Origin of the sequence: Lacipirellula parvula (genome assembly GCF_009177095.1) — a bacterium.
In the GTDB taxonomy this organism is placed as follows: Bacteria; Planctomycetota; Planctomycetia; order Pirellulales; family Lacipirellulaceae; genus Lacipirellula; species Lacipirellula parvula.
In genome coordinates this window covers 987,189-1,009,311 of sequence record NZ_AP021861.1, presented here as the reverse complement: position 1 = coordinate 1,009,311, position 22,123 = coordinate 987,189, and the positions used below count along the sequence as shown (strand labels likewise).

Genomic DNA, 22,123 nt, shown 5'->3' with positions numbered 1-22,123 from the left:
ATTGCAATGATTCTCGCCATCGATCTTGGGACGACGTACTTCAAGTTCACGCTGTTCAGCCGCCGCGGCGAACTCCTGCGCACCGTCCGGGTGACGCCGTCCGCGAGGTCTCCCCACGCTGGCTGGGTGGAGATTCCGGCGGAGAAGTTCGAAGCAGCGATCTGCAAAGGGATCGAGCAAGTTCTGGCGCCGAACGGCACTCGTCGCGCTACCGTCGACGCGATGGTTTTCGCGACGCAAGGCAACAGCTTCACGCTGCTCGATGCGGAGAATCGCCCGCTGACGCCGATCATCTTGTGGTCCGATCGGCGTGCAGCCGACATCGGCGCTGAGCTCGCGCCGTCTGCGGGACTTGCTGATTTCTCGGCGACGACCGGCATTCCGGCGCTCAACGAAGAATTCATGGTCGCCAAACTGCAATGGCTCGCGCGCGAACAGCCGCACGCTTGGAAACAGACCGCGCGAATCTGCCTCATCAGCGACTACCTCACGCTGCTGATGACCGGCCATCACGTGACCGAGGCGGGCGTCGCCGGTCTCACCGGGTTGGTCGACATCGAGCAGCGCGACTGGTGGCAGCCGGCGCTCGAACGCTTTGGTTTGAACGCCGAGTGGCTGCCGCAGGTGGTGAACGCCGGCACCGATCTGGGGAACATTCTGCCCGAGATGGCGCAGCGCTTGGGCATCGACAACGCCTGCCGCTTCATCGTGGGGACGCTCGATCAGTACGCCGGCGCGATCGGCGTCGGCAGCGTCGAACCTGGCATGCTTTCTGAAACCACTGGCACCGTGCTGGCCGCCGTGGCGTGCGCCGCGGAACTCGATGACAACCCCGCGCCGGGCGTTTACCAAGGCCCCGCTTATCGGAATGGCCTCTATTGGCGGATGTCGTTTGGCAGCGTCTCGGCGAACTACCTGCACTGGTATCGCGACCAACTTCCCGACCTGCCGGAGTTCGATGACCTGGCCCCGCTGGCCACGAGCGTCGCGCCCGGGGCCGATGGCCTCACAATCGATCGCAGCTCCGCGACGCCGGCCGACGCGCTAGCGCCGTACGTCGACGTGCAACCGCGCGGCAAGGTCGTGCGCGCCATCATGGAAACCGTGGCGGCCGCGCTTCGAGAGCATTTGCAGCGCCTGCAAGGTTCGTCCGCAGCGCACTGGCGGGAAGTCCGCTCGGCCGGCGGCGGCTCGCGCAGCGCGATTTGGCTGCAAATCAAAGCCGATGTGCTCAACCTGGTCGTCTCGACCACGGCCTACGGAGAACCGACAAGCCTCGGCGCCGCCATTCTCGCCGAAGCGACTCTCAGCAACTCGCCGGTAGCAGAAGTGACGCAGAAGTGGGTGCGTTTGCAACACCCACTTCTGCCGATTGCCAACAACGTCGTTCAGTACGCAGCCATGGCGAACGACGCCAACGCCGCACTAACGCCTTAGGCAACTGAGGCCCTACACGAGCAGTTGCTTTGCTTGCTCCAGATCGCACGAGCCGTGCACGATGGCCATCAGGGCCCGCGTCATCTTGGCCGGATTGGCGTGCTGAATGATGTTGCGCCCGTAGACGATCCCCGACGCCCCTTGCTCGATCAAGACGCTCGTACGGCGGAGGACTTCGTCGTCCGGCACCTTTCCGCCGCCGCGCGGCAGGACGGGGCAGCCCGAGGCCGCCTGCACCACAAGGTGGTACTCCTCCAAGTTGTCGCACGGATCGGCCTTGATGATGTCGGCGCCGAGTTCAGTCGCCTGACGCACCAACGGCACGATCTTCTTGATGTCGCCGTCGACCATGTAGCCGCCGGCCGCGGAGTTCGATTGCATCACCAGCGGCTCGACCATCAATGGCATGCCGTACCGCTCGCACAGCGGCTTCAGGCGGCTGACGTTCTCGACGCATTGCTGGTGAACTTCCGGCTGATTCGGAATTCTGAACAGATTGACGACCACGCACGCCGCGTCGAGACGAAGCGCCTGCTCGACGGTGTCGTCCATCACATGGCTGAACAGCGTGCGCGGCAGCTCCGAACCGTAGACGTTGGCCACGTCGGTGCGCAACACGAACGCCGGCTTGTCATCACTGCTGGCAAACTGCAGATGCTTCGCCTGGCCAGCCGTGAGCTGGATCGCATCCGGCTTGGCATCGAGCAGCGTTTGCACGGCGCGCGACATATCTTCGATCCCTTGCAAGAAGGGCCACTCATTAAAGAAGCCGTGATCGACGGCCACGTTGAGGCAGCGATTGTCAGCGGCAAACAGGCGACGGAGACGCGGGACGACGGACATTTCAACCCTTCGATAGGTGGTGATGGCATTGCGCGGGCCCACAGCGCTGCGCAGATGTTCGTAAGCCGACGGCATCCTTCGCGGAAAGCCGCAGCGGCTCCGCCGGCTCGCGGCGAGAGGAATGGGCGGGGGTTCGTTGCAGCGGCCCGCCGAAATCTGGCTGACCGTCGCAACTTCTTGCGACTTCCTGCAAACGCGAAAACTCCTCAGAGCATGAGGAGCAAAACGCTTGACCGATTGTTCGTTTATGATAACATCTGTTTATATCGAACACAAGAGTTCGGATTGGGGCGGCCCCCACGGCTCGCAACGTTCGGCATGACGAGAGTCGGTCGAGCCACGCAGCGACGAAAGAAATAGTCTCCGTTATGGCTGTCCATCGTTGGCTCTTGTGCGACGCGAAGCAGCGACATTACGCGGAGCCGCAGCGAATTTCATCCGCGGCGGTCTCCACGTCGTCGTCAATGTGGAGCATCGAAACGCAAACGCTTCGCGGCGGACGGCAAGACGGCGTCGACGTCATTGAAGTCGACAACGGCGCCATGCGATTCGTCGTCGTGCCGACTCGCGGCATGAACGTTTGGAAATGTTGGCTGGGGTCGCGCGAGCTGAGCTGGCCCTCCCCGGTAGAAGGTCCAGTCCATCCGCAGTTCGTCCCTCTGGAAGAAGCCAGCGGGGCAGGGTGGCTGGAAGGATTTGACGAGCTACTGACTCGCTGCGGGCTCCATTCCAACGGCCCGTCCGAGTTTGCAGCAGATGGTCGGCTGACAAACCCGCTTCATGGCCGCATCGCCAATTCGCCGGCCCACTGGGTGGAAGCGTCGTACGACGAAGAATCGCAAGAGATTGCCATCGAGGGAATCGTTTGCGAGCAACGATTCGGAGCCTACTCGCTGCAGTTGACGTCGCGCATCAGCACGCGACTCGGCGAGACGGCCTTGCGGGTGAACGATCGAGTGGCAAACCGCACATCGCGGCCCGCCGATTGCCAACTGCTGTATCACATCAACTTTGGATCTCCGCTGCTGGATGAAGGTTCGCAGTTCATCGCCCCGGCGGCCCGGCTCACGCCTCGCGACGAGATTTCTGCCGCGGGGTTGAACGACTGGGACCGTTACAGCGCTCGAGATGAAACGGTTGCTGAAGAAGTCTACTTCCTGGAGTTAGCCGCTGACGCGCAAGGGAACACGCAAGCACTGCTCAAGAACGGCGCAGGCCAGCTTGGGGTTTCCGTGCGGTTCAACGTTCGTCAGCTCCCGTACTTTACGCTGTGGAAAGATCGTTTAGGAGCAGAAAAATTCCGCGTCACCGGCTTGGAACCCGGCACGAATTACCCGAATCAGCGAACGCTTGAGTCCCGCGCGGGACGAGTCGTTTCGCTTGGTGCAGCAGAGGAGAAAGAGTTCGAAGTAATGATCCAGTTTCACGCCGAGGCAACGGCAGTGAAGCAAGCATGTGATGAAATCGCTTTTCTCCAGTCGTCATTACCACCGAGGGTCGTCTAAGGCCCTCGTTTATTACGGTGCATCGATTCTTAGGCGACGCCGATGCCCGCTACACAATCATCGCAGAGAGTCAGAGGTCAACAACAATGGAATTTACCGTCTTGCCACTTGGGGCGACGGCCGGTGCGACGACGCACCGTCGTCGTGCACTGCTTAGCGGCGGCTTTACGTTGGTCGAATTGCTGGTGGTAATCGCCATCATCGGCGTGCTCGTCGCGCTGCTGCTTCCGGCGGTGCAAGCTGCCAGGGAGGCGGCGCGCCGCTCGCAATGCACGAACAATCTCAAACAGTTGGGGATTGCCCTCCATAATTTGCACGACACGAATCGAGTCTTGCCTCCGCTGATGACGCAAGGCGAAACTTTCGGCTACTCCTCGCTCAAAACCGGCCCATATGCAAAGGCAACCGGCTACACGTTCTTCAACTGGCTTCTGCCATACATCGAGCAGGGGAACATCTTCAAAGCCGCCGAAGCCAACGTGAACACGTACGTCGGCGGTCTTCGCATCAAGGCCTATGTGATTCCGACGTTCCTGTGCCCTTCCGAATCGAGTTCGCCGAACGGGCTTCCCGACAGCTACAAGGGACGCGTCGTCGTCGACGGAGCGCCCGAACCTTGGACGGTGGGCAACTACGCCGCCAACTACCAAGCGTTTGGAGATCCGGAGGTTCCGCTTTCCATCGGGTTGGCGCTAGGCAAAGCCAAACGCGTCGAAGCGACCAAGAAGTTCTCGCAGTTTCCCGACGGGCTGTCGCAAACGTTGGCCTTCGCTGAGCGCTATGGCACCTGCGGAAACACGGGCGTCAGCGATGAGGCGAACGCGAACCTGTGGTCTGACTCCAATCCTGGCAGCCGCCCGTTGTTCGGCACGAACACGACCGATCAGGTTGCCAGCCACGCCGATCCGGTCGCTCCAGTCGCCCTGATGTTTCAGACTCAACCAAACGCGATTTCGAATTGCTTGGTCGATCGAGCCCAAACGCCCCACTCGACGATGAACGCCGCTTTCGTCGACGGGAGCATTCAATCGCTTAGCGGCGGCATTGACGAGCTCGTCTGGGCCCGGCTGTGCAACGCCTTAGACGGCGAGCCGGTGGCGCTGCCGTAACGACGTTTTGATTCCTCTGCGGGTGCGAAGTCGCTCCAACTCGCCAGCCGCTTTCGCACGCTGAATTATTTATCCTGTTGATAACGCCTTCGATTTAGGAACCCTTCGCATGTCATCTGCACTTTCTTCGCCGAATGTGCCGTCCACCTTCTCGAGCCTCGAATGGGCGCGAGTCGACTTAGCCAATTGCCCGCAAATTGACGGCGAAACGCCGGGGCCCGAGTCGAAGCGGTATCACGAGCGCTGCACTCAGTACTTCAAGGGACTCTCGGGGCAGGTGAAGCTGTTCCCCGTGACGTTCGAGTCGGGCGAAGGCTGCGTGCTGCGAGACGTCGACGGCAACGAGTATCTCGACTTCTCGTCGGGCATCTACGTGACGACCCTCGGCCATTGCCACCCGAAGGTCAGCGAAGCGATTGGCCGTTACGCCTCCATGTTGATGAACGCCCATGATTTCACGACGCCCATCAAAACGGCGCTGTGCGAGAAGTTGGCGGAAGTCCTGCCTGGCGATTTGAACGGGTTCCAGTTCTACGATTCCGGCACCACCGCCGTGGAAGCGGCCATTCGCGTCGCGCGGGCTGCGACGAAGCGCAACGAAACGATCTCTTGCTTCAACGACTTCCACGGTAAGACCTACGGCGCCGTTTCGCACGGCCAAATTAGCAACCGCGTCTACGGCGCGACGCGCGCTCCCGGCGCCCACATGGTGCCGCGTCCCGACGTCTATCGCCCGATTTGGACGAAGAGCGACGGCACGATCGACACCGACAAATACATTTGGTTCTACGAGCAGTACATCGACAAAGGAACCGTCCACGACGTCGCGGCGTTCATCCTTGAGCCAATCCAAGGCTGGGGCGGCTCGGTCATGCCTCCCGACGACTTCTTCCCGAAGCTCCGCAAGTTCTGCGACGATCGCAACATCTTGCTGATCATGGACGAAGTCCTCACCAGCTGGGGACGCACCGGCAAGTGGCTCTGCTCCGAGTACTGGAACGTCGTCCCCGACATCGTCACCATCGGCAAGGGCTTCGGCAACGGCTTCCCCGTCACGTGCGTGGCGGTTCGCGAGCCGTACAAGGAAAGCTTCGAATCGATCAGCGCCTCATCGAGCTACGGCGGCAACCCGATGGCCTGTGCGGCCGCGTTGGCGTCGACCGAGGTGATCGAAGACGAGAACCTCCTGCAGCACGCCCAGTATCTGGGCGACGTCGCGCTGCGGCGGTTGAAGCAAATGATGGCCGACCACCCGATCATCGGCGACGTTCGCGCCAAAGGCTGCTTGATGGGCATCGAGCTCGTCAAAGACCGCGAAGCCAAAACGCCGTTCAACGAAGCGGGCGTCCGCGTTTATCAGAAAGCCTTCCGCAAAGGCCTGGCGTGGATCCCGGCCGGACATATCCTGCGGATGAGCCCGCCGATCGTCATGGGCGAAGACGCCTTGCTCAAGGGTCTCGACATCATCGACGAATCGATCGGCGAAACCGAACGCGAACTCGGCTTTGCCTAACACTTTCGAGCCATCAACGATTCAACTGATAAGGAGAGGCAACGATGCCAGAGATTCCTGATTCATTGCAGATTCCGCCGCAAGAACGCCGCGCCGCGTTGGACGAATGCTACCAACACATTTCGGAATGGAAGGTGGCGATGCCGCCCGCCGTGCCGCTCGTGCTCGATTTCGGCCTGGGCGACTTCGACCGGTTCGGCTTGTACGAGTTCTGGATTGCGAACGAAATGGAAGCCGGCTACTGCGGCAAGTACATGTTCGTGAAGGACGGGCAAATGTGCCCGCGCCACTGCCATCGCATCAAGCACGAGACGTTCTTCGTAATGAAGGGCGCCTTGCGCGTCACGATGGACAACGAAGAATTCGTGTTGAAAGAAGGCGAGACGCTGGCCATCGCGCCGAACCAAGTTCACTCGTTCGAAGGGATCGGCCCCACGCTGATGCTCGAACTTTCGATGCCGTGCGACCCGAGCGACAACGTGTTCGAGCAGCCGGAAGCGATGGCCTGGCTCCACCGCAACATCGGTGTGCCGGCCTCTGCGTGAGAGTGGCTCCATTGACGTCTGCTGCGGACTGAACCGCGCGTCTCCAAGTATCGAAGGATTTCGACATGATGCATTCTTCCGGCACGACAGGAGCAGGTTCTGGGGCAGGGCTCCTGTCGCCGCCGGGAGGCGGCCACGACAGCGGTTACCTCTATCGCATCACGATGATCGCCGCGATCGGCGGCTTTCTGTTCGGCTACGATCTGTCGCTCATCTCCGGGGCGATCATCTTCCTACAGAAGGAATTCGCACTCACTCCCTTCTGGACCGGCATGGTCACCGGCAGCGCGATTCTCGGTTGCCCCTTCGGCCCGCTCTGCGGCATGTGGCTCGCAGACGTGAAGGGCCGCAAGTGGTCGCTGCTGCTCGCCGCCCTGTTGTTCATGATCTCGGCGGTCGGCAGCGCGCTCGCGCCGTCGGTCTGGCAAATCATCTTGTGGCGTTTCGTCGGCGGCATGGGCGTCGGCCTCGCCTCGACTGTCTCGCCGATGTACATCGCTGAGATCTCGCCTGCTCCGCTCCGCGGTCGAATGGTGATCATCAACCAACTGGCGATCGTCATCGGCCTCTCGATGGCCGTCGTCGTCGCCTACTTTCTCTCGTTCGGCGGTCACTGGCGCTGGATGTTCTTCTCTCAGGCCATCCCGATCGTCGGCCTCTTCGGCGGGCTGTTTTTCGTGCCGAACAGCCCCCGTTGGCTGGCGATGATGAATCGCGACGCGGAAGCCCTCGACGTGCTCAACCGCATCAACACGCCGGAGCAGTCGGAACAAGAACTGCGGGCCATCAAGCAAGAGCTGGGCGAAGAGAGCGGCGGGTTCGCCGAGTTGCTCCGCCCCGGCATTCTGAAGGCGGTGATCATCGGCCTTGTGCTGATGGTCTTCTCGCAAATCAACGGCGTGAACATGATTCTGCTCTACACGCCGTCGCTGTTCATGGAAGCCGGCATCACCGACGCTCCCGACGCCATTCTGAACAGCGTCATCATCGACGGCTGGATCACGATCTGCACGGTGATCGCCTTCTGGCTGACGAGCAAATTTGGCCGGCGCCCGATTCTCATCGTCGGAGCGCTGGCGATGGGCGTAGGGCATCTGCTGATGTACGCCAACTTCGCCTTCCAGCTGCCGATGCAAATGACGCTGCTGGCGATGATCGTCGCCACCGGGGCGTTCACGCTAACGCTCGCGCCGCTGAGTTGGGTCGTCGTCTCCGAACTCTACCCCACGCGCATCCGCGGCAAGGCGATGTCGATCGCCACCTGCGCGATGTTCACCGCGTCGTTCATTACCGTCAACTTGTTCCCCGTGCTCACGAATTGGTTCAGCGCCCACTTTGGCAGCGCGGGGGGAACGTTCTTGATCTTCTTCGGCATTTGCCTGGCGGGGGGACTTTTCGTCTGGAAATGGATCCCCGAGACGAAAGACAAAACGCTCGAAGAAATCGGCGGCTTCTGGCTGCATGACTCCGATCGGGCCGAGCGCCCTTTCGTTGAAAACGAATTAGTCGCCAATCCCAACGCTTAGCTTCCACTCGTTTACGAAGTCGCTGCGGCGCCTCTCGTGGGGGACCGCCGCCGCACGCTGACGGCTATCTCCACCTTCGACTCCATCGAATCTTATGACCGCAATTCGCACGATTATCGGCATCTGTCTGTTGCTGCTCACCGCGTTCGCGACGCCGACCCTTCATGCGGCCGACAAAACCGCCGAACCAGCGCAGCCGCCCGCTGCGGAAAAAATCATCGGCATCTACGTCCACCAGCACTGGCCGTACAACCACCCGTACGCCGCCCGCGAATGGTCGCTCGAAGATTGGGAAGGGTATGTCGATGGCGTGAAGCAACTCGGCTACAACGTCATCCAGTTCTGGCCGGTCATCGACACGATGCCCGATCCGCTCACCAAGAGCGACGAGGCATACCTGGAGAAGTGTCGCCAAGTGATCGACATGATCCACTCCAAGGGCATGAAGGTCTTCGTCTGTCTCTGCCCAAACGTGATCGCTGACGACGCCGTCGCGGGCCAAATGACATTCGAAGACCGTGTGTTCTTCTTCAGCGACCTGCGCGTCAACCCGGGCGACGCGGAAGCGATGGAGCGGATGATGAAGCGCCGCGAAAAGCAACTTCGCCCGCTCGCCCAGGCCGATGCATTCGTCGTGATCGACAGCGATCCGGGAGGTTATCCCGGTTCGACGACTGAAGAGTTCGTCGCGCTGCTCGGCGCTCATCGCAAGATGCTCGACCAACTCCGCCCCGGCATCGAAATGCTCTACTGGATGCACGTCGGCTGGCCGGGTTACTGCCGTTGGTATGAAACGGGCAAATTCGAGTTCAGCACCGAAGCCGAATTCGACGCCGCGCTCAAACACCTCAAGGAGTTGAACCCCGAGCCATGGGGCTTGGCCGGCAATATCCATCATGCCAACCGAGTCGGCCAAACCGATCGCGCCATCGACTACCGCTACGGATCGGTCGAGGGCGAGCCGACGTTCCCGCTGACGAACTTCGGTTCTGACCGGGCCTACCAAGCCGGCCTCGAACCGACCGGCCGCGGCGTGATGGCGAACGCCCAAACGCACTGCTTGCAATTGCCGTACATCTTTGCGTTCGCTCGCGGCGCCCAAGGCAAACCGCTGGCCGAAGCCGACTACGTCGAGTTCGCCGACCAGTTGCTCCCCGGCCACGGCGCCGAGATCGTCGCCGGTTGGACGGCGCTCACGAGCGTCGACACGGAACACATGCTCGCCACGGCCGCCTCGCTCGAAAAGTTGGCGGCGGGCGATCTGAAAACGGGCCCGCTGAAAGGACTCATGTTCGGCGATCCGCAGCGGTTCCTGACCGACATCGCCATGCAACTGCGGCTGCGTGCGGCTGGCGAGAAGTTCATCGTCGCCCAGGAACAGGAAAGCGCCGACGCCAACGAGCTGTTCGCCGCCTTTGTCGAACAGTTCAGCCAATGGCAAGAGCGCCACGGCTACCGCGGCCGCGTCATTTTCGAATGGAAGCGTCTGGACGACGCGCTCGCGAAGCTCGACGCCCCGGAAATAAACGCGGTGTTGCATCCCGAAATCGACGCCCCCACGCCGTTCGCGAAGATCAAGGAAGACTATGCGATCGCGGAATCGGCCTCGGCCAATCTCGTGAAAGCGATGCAGGCGACCGCAGACCGCCTCGCCAAGGAATCGAAGTAAGCGAGGCTGGGCGTTGGGAACGTGTTCATCCCAGCGCCCTGCTAAAAAGCTTGCCGGTGAACGTGAGCGAAGCCCAACGCAGAGCGTCTGGGATGGCGTTCGCGCTCGGCATGTGCGAGAGCTTGGGTTCAGAGCAACGCGTGCCCGCAATCTCTCAACTGACGGCGACCACGTCGACCGTCGCAATCTAACAATCCGCGCCGAGCGAAGGATCGAGTCGGCTCGCGCTGGCCAAACGATTGGCAAGCGCCGCTTTCTCTTACGCATCGCGCCACGTCTGCATTCAAAACTAATATTTGTTTGCCCCTTAATCACATAACCCCCCAGCCAAATGAGATTATTCGAGGCTACGCAACACTTCTTCAACGAAGCGGCAGACCAACTCGCGGTGCACGACAGTCTGCGCGACCTGCTCTCAACCCCCTTGAGAGAGGTGCAAGTGCAAATCCCCTACGAAACGGACTCCGGGAAAACGGCTTGCCTCGTCGGCTATCGAGTGCAGCACAATCGCGCTCGCGGCCCCATGAAAGGGGGCTTGCGATATCACCCCGGCGTCGATCTGGACGAAGTGCGCGGGCTAGCGTCGCTGATGACTTGGAAAGCCGCGGTGGTCGACCTTCCCTACGGCGGAGCCAAAGGGGGAGTCGTCGTCGACGTCGCCAAAGTCAGCGAGCGCGAGCTCGAACGCATCACCCGACGCTTCATCGACGGCATCCACGACATCATTGGACCCGACGTCGACATCCCTGCTCCCGACATCGGCACCGACCAGCGCGTGATGGCCTGGATCATGAGCCAGTTCAATAAGTACCACGGATTCAATCCGGGAGTCGTGACCGGCAAGGCCGTGGAACACTATGGCATTCCGGGTCGTGCGGAGGCGACCGGCAGAGGAGCGGGGATTCTAGCACTCAAGCTCATGCAGCGTCTCAACCGCGATCCTCGCGAGACGAGCGTCGCCGTGCAAGGGTTCGGCAACGTCGGTTCGCACGTCGCCCGCTTCCTAAGCGAAGCAGGGTGTCGCATCGTCGCGATCAGCGATCAGTACGGAGCTCGCTACGCCCCTCAAGGATTGGACGTCGGGCAAGCATTGCGACACGTCGCTCAGCAGAAATCTTCCATCAAGGAACTGAACGAAGGCAACCTGATCTCCAACGATGAACTGCTGGAAATCGAAGTCGACATGCTCATTCCAGCGGCTATTGGCGGCGTGGTCACTGAGGCGAACATGACTCGCATCAAGGCGCCAATGATCGTCGAGGCGGCGAACGGCCCGATTAGCCCCGAGGCGGATCGCTATTTGAATGCACGCGGCGTTGCGATCTTGCCAGATATTCTGGCCAATGCCGGCGGCGTGACGGCCAGCTATTTCGAATGGGCGCAGAACCGCCAGCACTACCGCTGGAATCTCCAACGCGTTCGTAGCGAACTCGAGCGCACGCTGACGACCGCCTACGACGAAGTCTCCGCCGAGGCGGACGCCCGCAACATCTCGCTGCGGTTAGCGGCCTACATGATCGGCATTCGACGCGTCGCGTTCGCAACGTCGCTAGACGGCATGAACTAAGCACGCGTGACCATGATGGAAAGAAGCGGCCGCTTCTAAGCGATCGCCAGCGCGCGAGCATTGCGCCTTCCGCTTTCTCGCCTCTTCTCTTGTAGCTGGGCAAGTCGTCAGACAGACGAATCCTGCACACTGCTCCGTTGGGGGCATATCCACCAGCGCATGGTCACGAGCGGCCGATCTGGCCGCTTTCAATTGCCTTCTTGACGAAATCTTGATGCCGCCGCTTCGAGATTTGATGCGCGCTTGACGGCGATCTCGCGATACTTACGAAGGCGTTCAATGTTCGAGCGCCGTAAGCACTATCGCATCCAGAGTGACGTGAAACATGAATGATCTAGCCATGGCGGCGATGTTTTGCATCTGCGCCGTGCTCTCTTGGCTGATGATCGCCGCGTGCGATCGGCTGATGGGAGGCAAGTAATGAACGGCGTAGAACTGATCGCGTTGGTCCTGTCCGCCGGACTGTTTTTTTATCTGACCGCGGCGCTCGTGAAGCCGGAGTGGTTCGAATGAACGTTAATGCATGGATTCAGTTTGGCTTGTTCGTCGCGGTGCTCGCCGCGCTCGCGAAGCCGTTGGGCGCGTACATGGCGCGCGTATTGGAAGGTAAACCTGGCGGGCTGGAACGACTGCTTGGCTGGTGCGAAAGAGGCATCTATCGCATTGCCGGCGTCGACGTCGGTAGCGAGATGGGTTGGCGTCAGTACGCGTTCGGCGTCATGGCGTTCAACCTCATCGGCATCGTCGCCGTTTACGCCGTGTTGCGTCTGCAGGGAGCGTTGCCGCTCAATCCACAGGAATTTCCGGGAGCGACTCCTGACCTGGCGTTCGACACGGCGGTAAGCTTCGCCTCGAACACGAATTGGCAAAGCTATGGCGGCGAAACGACGCTGAGCTATCTGTCGCAGGCGTTCGCGCTGACGGTACAGAACTTCGTCTCGGCGGCGACGGGCATCGCCGTGCTCGCCGCGCTGATTCGCGGTTTGGTGCGTCGCACCTCGACGACGATTGGCAACTTTTGGGTCGATCTTGTGCGATCGACGCTCTACATACTCTTGCCGCTCTCCGTCATCTGGGCGGTAGCGCTCGTCTCTCAGGGCGTTATCCAAAACTTCGACGCCTACAAGACCGTTGAGCTTGCGGAACCGATTCCGTCGGCTGAAGGCGATCCCACGACCACGCAATTGCTCGCGATGGGCCCTGTCGCATCGCAGGTCGCGATCAAGCAACTCGGCACGAACGGCGGCGGATTCTTCAATGTGAACTCCGCCCACCCGTTCGAGAACCCGACGCCGCTGTCGAACTTCCTCCAAGTCCTCGCGATTCTGCTGATTCCAGCGGCGCTGTGCTGCACATTTGGCGTGATGGTCGGCGACGTACGACAGGGCTGGGCGATTTTCGCCGCGATGCTGGTGATCTTCTTGCCGCTCACGCTCGGCGTGATCGTGGCCGAGCAATCGGGCGTGCCGCAGTATGCGGCGATGGGCGCCGACGACGTCGTCTCGGACGCTCAGTCCGGCGGCAACATGGAAGGGAAAGAGACTCGCTTCGGCATCGTCAATTCCGCGATTTGGGCGTCGGCGACGACGGCTGCGTCGAACGGCAGCGTCAACGCGATGCACGATTCGTTCACGCCGCTCGGCGGGCTGATTCCGATGTGGCTGATGCAACTTGGCGAGATTATTTTCGGCGGCGTGGGCAGCGGCCTCTACGGCATGCTGATGTTCGCAATCGTCGCGGTGTTCATCGCCGGCCTGATGGTGGGCCGGACTCCGGAGTACCTCGGCAAGAAGATTGAAGCCTTCGAAATGAAGATGGCGTCATTGGTCATTCTCATTCCGTGCTGCATGGTGCTGGTCGGCACGGCAATCGCTGTTGCAGGCCCTGGCCTGGCGTACCTGTCTGGCGAAGAAGTGAAGGGCAACCTCAACAACCCGGGAGCTCACGGCTTCTCGGAAGTGTTGTACGCCCTGTCTTCGGCAGGCAACAACAACGGCAGCGCCTTCGCGGGCCTGACCGCCAACGAGCCATTTTACAACGTGCTGCTCGGCATCGCGATGTTCGCCTCGCGGTACTGGCTGATTATTCCTGTGCTCGCGATCGCCGGATCGCTGGCTCGCAAGAAGTACTCGCCGCCGAGCGCTGGCACGCTGCCGACGCATCAACCGCTGTTCGTGGTGATGCTGGTGTGCACCGTGTTGCTGGTCGGCGCCCTGACGTTCGTGCCCGCGCTCGCACTGGGGCCCGTTGTGGAGCACTTACAAATGATCGCTTCCTGATGCAAGCGCCAGCGGACCTCGAGGTATTCCCATCAAATCTTTTAGCGGTCTCAACAGACCGATGACCTATGTCAACTGCTCCTAAAACACGACCTCTCTTTGACCCGCCGATTGTGCGCGGCGCGGTCATCGACTCCTTCAAGAAACTCGACCCCAGACGCCAGCTGCGCAATCCCGTGCTGTTCACGGTGTTCGTGGGCAGCGTACTGACCACCGGCCTCGGCTTCTACGCTCTTGCGAACGGCGGCAGCGAGTCGCCGGCGTTCATCTTCGGCGTGTCGGCGTGGCTATGGTTCACCGTGCTGTTCGCCAACTTCGCGGAAGCGATGGCCGAAGGGCGCGGCAAGGCGCAAGCCGATTCGCTGCGTTCGACGCGTCGCGACGTGCAAGCGAAGAAGCTCAACGAACCTCGCTACGGCGCCAGTCATCAACTGACAGTCGCGTCGAGCTTGAGGAAAGACGACGTGATCTTGATCGAAGCCGGAGAGTTGATTCCCAGCGACGGTGAAGTCATCGAGGGCGTCGCCTCCGTCGACGAAAGCGCTATCACGGGCGAAAGCGCGCCCGTGATTCGTGAGAGCGGCGGCGATCGCAGCAGCGTCACCGGCGGCACGCGGGTTCTTTCGGACTGGCTCGTTGTACGAATCACGGCCAATCCCGGCGAAACCTTCCTCGATCGCATGATCTCGTTGGTCGAAGGCGCCAAACGCCAAAAGACGCCGAACGAAATCTCGCTGAACATCTTGCTGGCGGCGATGACCATCATCTTCCTGGTGGTGTGCACAACGCTATTGCCGTTCTCGAAGTACAGCGTCGAGGCGGCAGGGCAGGGGAGTCCGATCACGGTGACCGTGCTCGTGGCGCTGTTGGTCTGCCTGATTCCGACGACGATCGGCGGTTTGCTATCCGCCATCGGCATCGCGGGGATGGATCGCATGATCCAAGCGAACGTTATCGCCATGTCGGGTCGCGCCGTCGAGGCCGCGGGCGACGTCGATGTGCTACTGCTCGATAAGACGGGAACGATCACCATGGGCAATCGGCAAGCCGTGGAGTTGATTCCCGCCTCCGGAGTGCAGGTTCAGTCGCTGGCCGACGCCGCGCAACTTGCCTCGCTCGCCGACGAGACGCCGGAAGGGCGCAGCATCGTCGTGTTGGCGAAGGAAAAGTACGGCCTGCGCGGACGCAACGTGAACGAACTGCACGCTCAGTTCATTCCGTTTACCGCTCAAACGCGGGTTAGCGGCGTCGACTTCGACGGACGGATGATTCGCAAAGGGGCTACGGACAGCATCGCCAAGTTCGTCGCTGAGCATGGCGGCGCGCTTTCAGGCGATGTGCGCGAGGCCGTGGAACGCGTGTCGAAAATGGGCGGCACGCCGCTCGTCGTCGCCGACGGCGGTCGGGCGCTGGGCGTCGTCTATCTGAAAGACATCGTCAAAGGGGGCATCAAAGAGCGGTTCGGCGAACTGCGCCGCATGGGCATCAAGACCGTGATGATCACCGGCGACAACCCGCTCACCGCGACCGCGATTGCGGCGGAAGCGGGCGTCGACGACTTCCTTGCGGAAGCAACGCCCGAGGCAAAGCTCAAGATGATTCGCGAGTACCAAGCGGGCGGCCGCCTGGTAGCAATGACCGGCGACGGCACGAACGACTCGCCCGCGCTCGCCCAGGCCGACGTGGCCGTGGCGATGAACTCCGGCACGCAAGCCGCGAAGGAAGCGGGCAACATGGTCGATCTAGATTCGAATCCAACGAAGCTGATCGAGATCGTCGAGATCGGCAAGCAGTTGCTGATGACGCGGGGATCGCTGACGACGTTTAGCCTTGCGAACGACGTGGCGAAGTATTTCGCGATCATTCCGGCCGCGTTTGCGACGACCTACCCGGTGCTCAACAAGCTGAATGTCATGGGACTGGCCAGCCCGTCGAGCGCGATCATGTCGGCGGTGATCTTCAATGCGTTGATCATCATCATGCTGGTGCCGCTGGCGCTGCGCGGAGTTCCCTACCGGGCCGTCGGCGCCGCGCGTTTGCTGCGGGACAACTTGCTGATCTACGGCCTGGGCGGTCTGCTCGTCCCCTTCATTGGCATTAAAATTATTGACGTTGCCCTTGCCGCCTGCGGCTTGGCATAAAGGAGAATACTTATGTTATCGCAATTTCGCCCAGCGTTGGTCGTGTTCTTGGCGCTCACGGCCGTGACCGGCGTGGCGTACCCGCTCGTCGTGACGGTGGTCGCCAACGTAGCGTTTCCGCGCCAGGCGCAAGGCAGTTTGATCGAAGTCGACGGAAAGGCTGTTGGTTCGAGCCTCATCGGCCAAGGGTTTACCGATCCGAAGTACTTTTGGGGCCGACCATCGGCGGCAAGCTACAATGGTGCAGCATCGACGGGCAGCAACCTGGGCCCGACGAATCCGGCGCAGCTCGACGCTGTGAAAGGTCGGATTGAAGCCATGCAAGCCGCCCATGGAGCGGATAAGCGAGTGCCGATTGATTTGGTAACGGCGTCGGGCAGCGGGCTCGATCCGCACATCAGCCCGGCGGCGATTGAGTACCAACTAGAACGCGTTGCCAAGCAGCGCGGGATGAAAGTCGACGAGGTTCGTCCGTTGGTCGCCCAGGCCACCGCGGGCCGAACCTTCGGCTTGCTGGGCGAGCCTCGCGTCAACGTGCTGGAGCTGAATCTTGCGTTGGACGCCGCTCAATCGGCTGACTAGCCAAAAGGAAGAACGTGACCGACTCGCGACCGAATCCCGATCAACTGCTGGCTCAACTCCATCTTGAGGAGCATCGGGCTGGTCGCGGGAGGTTGCGCATCTTCTTCGGCTATGCCGCTGGGGTCGGGAAAACTTATTCGATGCTGTCGACCGCGCGGCGCGAGCGCGCGGAAGGCGTCGACGTCGTCGTCGGCTATGTGGAGCCGCATGGTCGGGTCGAGACAGAGTCGTTGGCTGCGGGGTTCGAAGCGATTCCGTACCTGTTTGTTCCGTACCGGGGCGTGGAGCTTCGGGAGTTTAACCTCGACGCTGCACTCGCTAGGAAGCCCGAGCTGCTGCTCGTCGACGAGCTCGCGCACACCAATGCTGAAGGCCTCAGGCACGCCAAACGCTGGCAAGACGTTATTGAGCTACTCGACGCGGGCATTGATGTTTGGACGACGCTGAATGTTCAGCACATTGAAAGCCTGAACGACATTATCGCCCAAATCACCGGCGTCGTCGTCCGCGAGACGCTGCCGGACGCGGTCTTGGAGCATGCCGACGAAATCGAGCTGATCGACGTGACGCCGGCGGAGCTCGTCGAGAGGCTACAAGAAGGAAAAGTCTACGTCCCGAAGAAGGCCGAGCAGGCTCTGCAGAGCTTTTTTCAGAAGGGAAATCTTGTCGCGCTGCGCGAGCTGTCGCTGCGGCAGGCGGCGCGGCGACTGCAGCGCGACGTCGAGGCGGCGCGCAACGAACGCGCAGTGCTGGCGCCTTGGAATACTAACGAACGGCTCCTCGTTTGCGTGGGGCCAAGCCCGTCGAGCGCGAAGATCTTGCGCTCAGCCAAACGGCTCGCAGCGTCGCTGGGCGCCGATTGGATTGCCGTGGCCGTCAACACAGGCGTCAGCGGAGACGTTTCTAGCAAAACAGAACGAGCCACCGGACTCAATCTGCGGCTTGCGGAGCGATTAGGAGCGGAAACGCATACGCTCATTGGACGCAACGTCGCGGAAACGCTCATCGATTTTGCCCGTGAGCGGAACGTTACGAAAATCGTCGTTGGTAAGACTGCCCAAGCTTGGTGGAAGCGGCGGCTGTTTGGAACCATCGTTGACGAGCTCCTCAAACGTTGCGGGCCGATCGACGTGTACGTCGTCTCGGGCGATGGCGATGGACCTCCGCCAAGTCCGCAGCCAGCCATTTCGGTAAACGTCGCTAACCGCGAGTACTATATCGCGGCGGCGGTGGTGGCGACGTGTGCGATGTTGGGCGCGTTGGCTAACCATTTCGGCTTGGCTGAGACGAACATCGTCATGTTTTTCCTGGCGGGGGTGGCACTGGCGTCGACCCGCTTGAGCCGCGGTCCGTCGATCGCCATGACGGTCGCCAGCGTGATTGTTTTCGACTATTGCTTCGTTCCGCCGCACTTTACGTTTTCGGTGAGCGATAGCGAGTATCTGATCACGTTCGGCGTCATGCTTGGCATCGGCTTGCTGATCGTCGGGTTCGCGTCGCGGCAGCGAGCTCAACTTGTCGCCTCGCAGCAGCAGGAGCGGCGGACGAGCCAGTTGTTCCGGATCACACGCCAGTTGAGCGAGCTCTCAGGGACCGAGTTTCTCGTGCGTACGGCTGGCCGGCAACTGGAGGAAATCTTCAATGGCGAAGCGGTGCTGTATATTCGCGATTCAGCTGGCATACTCGCGCTACGATATGGCGAGGGGACGTCGATCGCCTCGTCGCCGCACAACCGAGACGTTGCGCAGTGGGTCGCCGACAAAGGAAAAATTGCGGGCGCCGGCACCGACACGTTGCCGAACGCGACGGCGACGTTCGTCCCGCTCATCGGCTCGCAAGAGACGATCGGCGCCGTGGGCGTGCGGCCGACAGACAGCAATAAGTTCCTGGACCCCGAACAGCAGCGATTGCTCGAAACCTGCGCGAGTCTGCTAGCGCTCTCGATCGAGCGCGACAACTCAGTGCTCACGGCTCAGCATGCGCAAACTCAGGCGGAAACGGAGAAGCTCAGGAGTTCGCTGCTCAGCGCCGTCTCCCACGACATCCGCACGCCGCTGGCCGGGATCGCGGGAGCGAGCAGCGCGCTTGCCCTGGCTTACGATTCGCTCGACGCCAAAACGCGCTCGGAGCTGCTGGCAACCATCAACGAAGAAGCTGATTCGCTCTCGCGTCTCGTGGAAAAATTGTTGTACATGACGCGACTGTCCAGCGGAAAGGTCCATCTCGACCGGCAGTGGCATCTGATCGAGGAGGTCATCGGCTCCGCATTGACTAGAATGGAAAGGCAGCTGGGCGATCGAAAAATCGAGACGACGCTGGACGCTGCTCTTCCCATGGTTAACATCGATGCTTCCCTGGTCGAGCAATTACTGATAAATCTCGTGGACAACGCGGCCAAGTACTCGCCGCGCGAATCCGCGATCGAGGTGTCTGCTCAAGGCCGCGGCGATTACGTCGAGATCGAAGTGGCTGATCGCGGCAGAGGCTTTCAACCTGGCGACGAGCAAAAAGTGTTCGATTTGTTTTATCGCGGCGAAACGGCTAGGCCCGATCAACGGGGCACCGGCATCGGCTTGGCGATTTGCCGCGCGGTCGTCGACTTGCATCAGGGGCAAATCGAAGCGAGCAATCGGCCGGGCGGCGGCGCGATCGTTCGGGTAAAGCTACCGTGCGGCGGCGTTCCGCCAGCGCCGATTGAATCGACGGGAGAAGCGACGCCATGATTGGATCGCGACCCCTCGTGGCGGTCATCGAGGATGAAGCCCCGATTCGACGTTTTCTCAAAGCGTCGCTGGAAGTTGAAGACTTTGCCGTCGCGGAGGCGAGCGACGGGCGCGAAGGGCTACGCATTATCACGCAGCAAGCGCCCGCGATCATCTTGCTCGACCTGGGCCTGCCGGATGTGGACGGCGTCGAGATCATTCGGCAAACGCGCGAATGGTCGATGGTGCCAATTATCGTCATCTCCGCTCGCGGCGAAGAAGCGTCAAAGGTCGCCGCGCTCGACGCCGGGGCGGACGACTATCTTTCTAAGCCGTTCAGCGTAGCTGAATTGCTCGCGAGAATTCGGGCGTCGATGCGGCGCGCGACGCGGCCTTTGCTGAAGGACGCTGACGACAAACCGTTGCTGCTTGGGGACCTCGCCATCGACTTGCCGGGCCGAAAGGTGAGCAAGGCGGGGCGAGAGATTCGATTGACGAAGATCGAATTCGACTTGCTTTCGATCTTGGCACGCAATCTGGGCAGGGTGATCTCTCATCACCAACTCATTCGCGACGTGTGGGGACCGCGGGCGCCGCACGAACCGCACCACGTGCGCGTGTTCATGGCGACCATTCGAAAAAAGATCGAGGATAACCCGAGCCAGCCAAAGTATTTGGTGACGGAGCAGGGGGTCGGGTATCGCTTGCGGGATCTGCGTGCGGACGCCGGCGACGCCGAGTAGCAGCCGCCGAAGCGGCCGGACCGGCCCAATCGAAGGCGCTAGTTCGTCAAGCTCACCGCTTCATCGCCGGCAATGGTGCTCACTGCACGCCATACAGCTAGATCAACGCCATCCGAAACGTACTGCACTGACGCGTCGCAGAGGCCCGCAACTACGCCGCCAGGGTGGCCGCTGCGAGCCGCGGCGCTCATATAAAGCCTAACCGACGTGTTTCCGGTTTGCGCCTGACAAGGAGGGTTCTGATACTGCGGCGGGGCGAAGCAGTAATCGGCTCGCTGAATATAATCTGGGGCCGTGGTATTCGGAGTATTGTAGGCCTCGAATCCTGCAGCCCATCCCCACCACGAGAGTCCGCGGAGATCGCCGTCGCGTCCCTGCAGTGTCTCGGAGGCGAGAAGCGTATTGCTCAAACCGTCGGTAATCTCCTTGAACTTAACGCCGATCGGATGGAGCACGAGTTCAGTGCCCACAAACGGTCCTTTGAGAGGGTTAAGAAGCGTGGCCCCCGAGCCTTGAGCAAAGTTCTGATGGTTGGTATTGCCGTAGTTGAGAAGATAGTTGTGCATTGAGTAAGTGTAGACGCTCTGCGGCTCGTCGCTGGGGCAGGTGAGCGTTTGGATGCGAGTTTGAACTACGCCAAGGTTGTTTGTCGGCGGAGTGTTGGCCGGTCTGTTCGCCGCATAAGTGTATGGCGCCAAAGCCGTCGTATCGTTGATGTTCGTAATCGAAGCCGGCGGAAACGTGTACTGGGCGCCGAGTTGTTGCTGCTCAATAAACGGCAAAATCTGCGGCATCCACGTCCCGTACAAAGCACTTACATTTCCATACGGCAATTCCTGCTTCGTGTCGTGGAAATTCTGAATCCCCAGGCCAAGCTGCTTGACGTTGTTGGTGCACTGCGAGCGCCGCGCTGATTCACGCGCCGCTTGCACGGCAGGCAGCAGCAGCGACACGAGCACGCCAATGATTGCGATCACGACCAACAACTCCACCAACGTAAAGCCAACTCGATTGCGTCGCATATCGCATAACCCTCAAAAACCTGAGCAACCCGCTCGATTCGCACTCTTGCCCGATCCAATCTACTTTTTAGACGAGCTCGTTACCTCAAAATTGAATTTGGCGTCTCCATCGCGGCTCAGTTCGATTGTCTTCCCGCCGCCGCTATTAAACTCTGGAGGAATACGATCAGGGGCCACCGGAAACTTAGGGCTGCCGTCGTCGCCGCCGACCATGATCGGCGGCGCCTTCGTATCAGGAGAACTCATTTCAACGATGTAGATCCCCGGAAGCAGACCCTGCTCCGCTGGAATTTCATACGCGCCGTCGTGAATCATCGCGCCGGCCGACTGCAGTTTCTCTCCGGGCCTCGAATTGAAGCGAATCGAGCCGCTGTCGAGCGGTGCGCCGTCGAGAGTCACCGTGCCGCTAATCGGCAGGCGATCAGTTTTCGGACCGCACCCCGCAGCAACGACTAATGCGATGACGAGGCACGCGACGTTACGAATCTCTTGCTTGAGCACTTCGGCACACTCTCGTAGATGACGCCGCACGACCGATTGGGGCGGCTTCGCTAATACAATACTAGTTACTTCGTTTTGCGTTAGGCCTATCTAAAAAATATACGGGCGTGAGTCAATAAAAATGATTTAATTTCATCGCTTGGGATCGAATTTGCCGGCGCCCCGCAGCAGAAGCGCGAGCGGGTTACGCAAAAGCGATTGAATAGATATCCGCTCAGCCAACGCGGCGGCGTGAGTAACGATGCCCCGGAGGGGCAGAAGAGTTCGCTCGAAAGGCGACTCGGCGGGCGGCGCATTCGCAGCGGTTAGCCAACACGCAGGTTGAGCGACCACTCGTCACAGCCGCACAACCGTCAACGCTCGCGCGACGCGATGACGTCCGCCTGAAACACATCAAGACTTTTTCAATCACCTGCGTTTCAGGCCTGCGGTAACGGAC

Annotated in this window: 17 protein-coding genes; 14 read left to right on the top strand and 3 right to left on the bottom strand. The window is 60.8% G+C overall.

From position 1 onward, the window contains the following. Positions 1-6: 6 nt before the first annotated feature. Positions 7-1,437 carry an FGGY-family carbohydrate kinase gene (locus PLANPX_RS03730; protein WP_152097427.1) on the top strand — a complete coding sequence of 477 codons (1,431 nt, stop codon included), beginning with the start codon at positions 7-9 and terminating at the stop codon, positions 1,435-1,437. Between the two features lie 12 nt (positions 1,438-1,449). On the opposite strand, the gene PLANPX_RS03725 is transcribed toward PLANPX_RS03730, so the two are convergent. Beyond that, positions 1,450-2,280, bottom strand: coding sequence for a class I fructose-bisphosphate aldolase (locus tag PLANPX_RS03725; RefSeq protein WP_152097426.1), 831 nt, complete (start codon positions 2,278-2,280; stop codon positions 1,450-1,452). Between the two features lie 368 nt (positions 2,281-2,648). Between PLANPX_RS03725 and PLANPX_RS03720 the strand changes: the two genes are divergently transcribed. The 13 genes from PLANPX_RS03720 (at position 2,649) to PLANPX_RS03660 (ending at position 20,161) form a co-directional block, all read left to right on the top strand. Beyond that, entirely contained in the window at positions 2,649-3,785 is a 1,137-nt protein-coding gene (locus tag PLANPX_RS03720; protein WP_152097425.1) for an aldose 1-epimerase family protein, read from the top strand. A gap of 86 nt (positions 3,786-3,871) precedes the next feature. After that, the gene (locus tag PLANPX_RS03715) at positions 3,872-4,894 is read left to right on the top strand and encodes a DUF1559 domain-containing protein (protein WP_152097424.1); all 1,023 of its coding nucleotides are present in this window, start codon (positions 3,872-3,874) and stop codon (positions 4,892-4,894) included. Positions 4,895-5,003: 109 nt separating this feature from the next. After that, positions 5,004-6,407 (top strand): aspartate aminotransferase family protein, encoded by a 1,404-nt coding sequence (locus PLANPX_RS03710; protein ID WP_152097423.1) that lies wholly within the window; start codon positions 5,004-5,006, stop codon positions 6,405-6,407. Positions 6,408-6,451: 44 nt separating this feature from the next. Further along, positions 6,452-6,952 (top strand): D-lyxose/D-mannose family sugar isomerase, encoded by a 501-nt coding sequence (locus PLANPX_RS03705; protein WP_152097422.1) that lies wholly within the window; start codon positions 6,452-6,454, stop codon positions 6,950-6,952. A 65-nt stretch (positions 6,953-7,017) separates the two neighbouring features. Continuing rightward, positions 7,018-8,478, top strand: coding sequence for a sugar porter family MFS transporter (locus tag PLANPX_RS03700; RefSeq protein ID WP_152097421.1), 1,461 nt, complete (start codon positions 7,018-7,020; stop codon positions 8,476-8,478). Between the two features lie 94 nt (positions 8,479-8,572). After that, positions 8,573-10,147, top strand: coding sequence for a hypothetical protein (locus PLANPX_RS03695; protein WP_152097420.1), 1,575 nt, complete (start codon positions 8,573-8,575; stop codon positions 10,145-10,147). A 331-nt stretch (positions 10,148-10,478) separates the two neighbouring features. Then, positions 10,479-11,714, top strand: a complete 1,236-nt coding sequence (locus PLANPX_RS03690) for a Glu/Leu/Phe/Val family dehydrogenase (protein WP_152097419.1) — start codon at positions 10,479-10,481, stop codon at positions 11,712-11,714. Positions 11,715-12,134: 420 nt separating this feature from the next. Further along, the gene (locus tag PLANPX_RS03685; RefSeq protein WP_152097418.1) at positions 12,135-12,227 is read left to right on the top strand and encodes a potassium-transporting ATPase subunit F; all 93 of its coding nucleotides are present in this window, start codon (positions 12,135-12,137) and stop codon (positions 12,225-12,227) included. After that, positions 12,224-13,993, top strand: a complete 1,770-nt coding sequence (kdpA, locus tag PLANPX_RS03680) for a potassium-transporting ATPase subunit KdpA (protein ID WP_152097417.1) — start codon at positions 12,224-12,226, stop codon at positions 13,991-13,993. Before PLANPX_RS03685 ends, kdpA begins: the two co-directional genes overlap by 4 nt. 68 nt (positions 13,994-14,061) lie before the next feature. Continuing rightward, positions 14,062-16,134: a potassium-transporting ATPase subunit KdpB gene (gene kdpB / locus PLANPX_RS03675; protein ID WP_152097416.1), complete on the top strand. Its 2,073-nt coding sequence runs from the start codon at positions 14,062-14,064 to the stop codon at positions 16,132-16,134. Between the two features lie 12 nt (positions 16,135-16,146). Continuing rightward, a complete protein-coding gene (kdpC, locus tag PLANPX_RS03670; RefSeq protein WP_152097415.1) occupies positions 16,147-16,716 on the top strand; it encodes a potassium-transporting ATPase subunit KdpC in 570 nt (189 codons plus the stop codon). A 14-nt stretch (positions 16,717-16,730) separates the two neighbouring features. Further along, positions 16,731-19,439 (top strand): sensor histidine kinase, encoded by a 2,709-nt coding sequence (locus PLANPX_RS03665; protein WP_152097414.1) that lies wholly within the window; start codon positions 16,731-16,733, stop codon positions 19,437-19,439. Then, positions 19,436-20,161 (top strand): response regulator, encoded by a 726-nt coding sequence (locus tag PLANPX_RS03660; RefSeq protein WP_152097413.1) that lies wholly within the window; start codon positions 19,436-19,438, stop codon positions 20,159-20,161. The genes PLANPX_RS03665 and PLANPX_RS03660 overlap by 4 nt, the downstream gene beginning before the upstream one ends. Before the next feature lie 38 nt (positions 20,162-20,199). On the opposite strand, the gene PLANPX_RS03655 is transcribed toward PLANPX_RS03660, so the two are convergent. Next, positions 20,200-21,183 (bottom strand): DUF1559 domain-containing protein, encoded by a 984-nt coding sequence (locus PLANPX_RS03655; RefSeq protein WP_152097412.1) that lies wholly within the window; start codon positions 21,181-21,183, stop codon positions 20,200-20,202. A gap of 60 nt (positions 21,184-21,243) precedes the next feature. Beyond that, positions 21,244-21,684, bottom strand: a complete 441-nt coding sequence (locus PLANPX_RS03650) for a hypothetical protein (protein ID WP_152097411.1) — start codon at positions 21,682-21,684, stop codon at positions 21,244-21,246. Positions 21,685-22,123 lie beyond the last annotated feature (439 nt).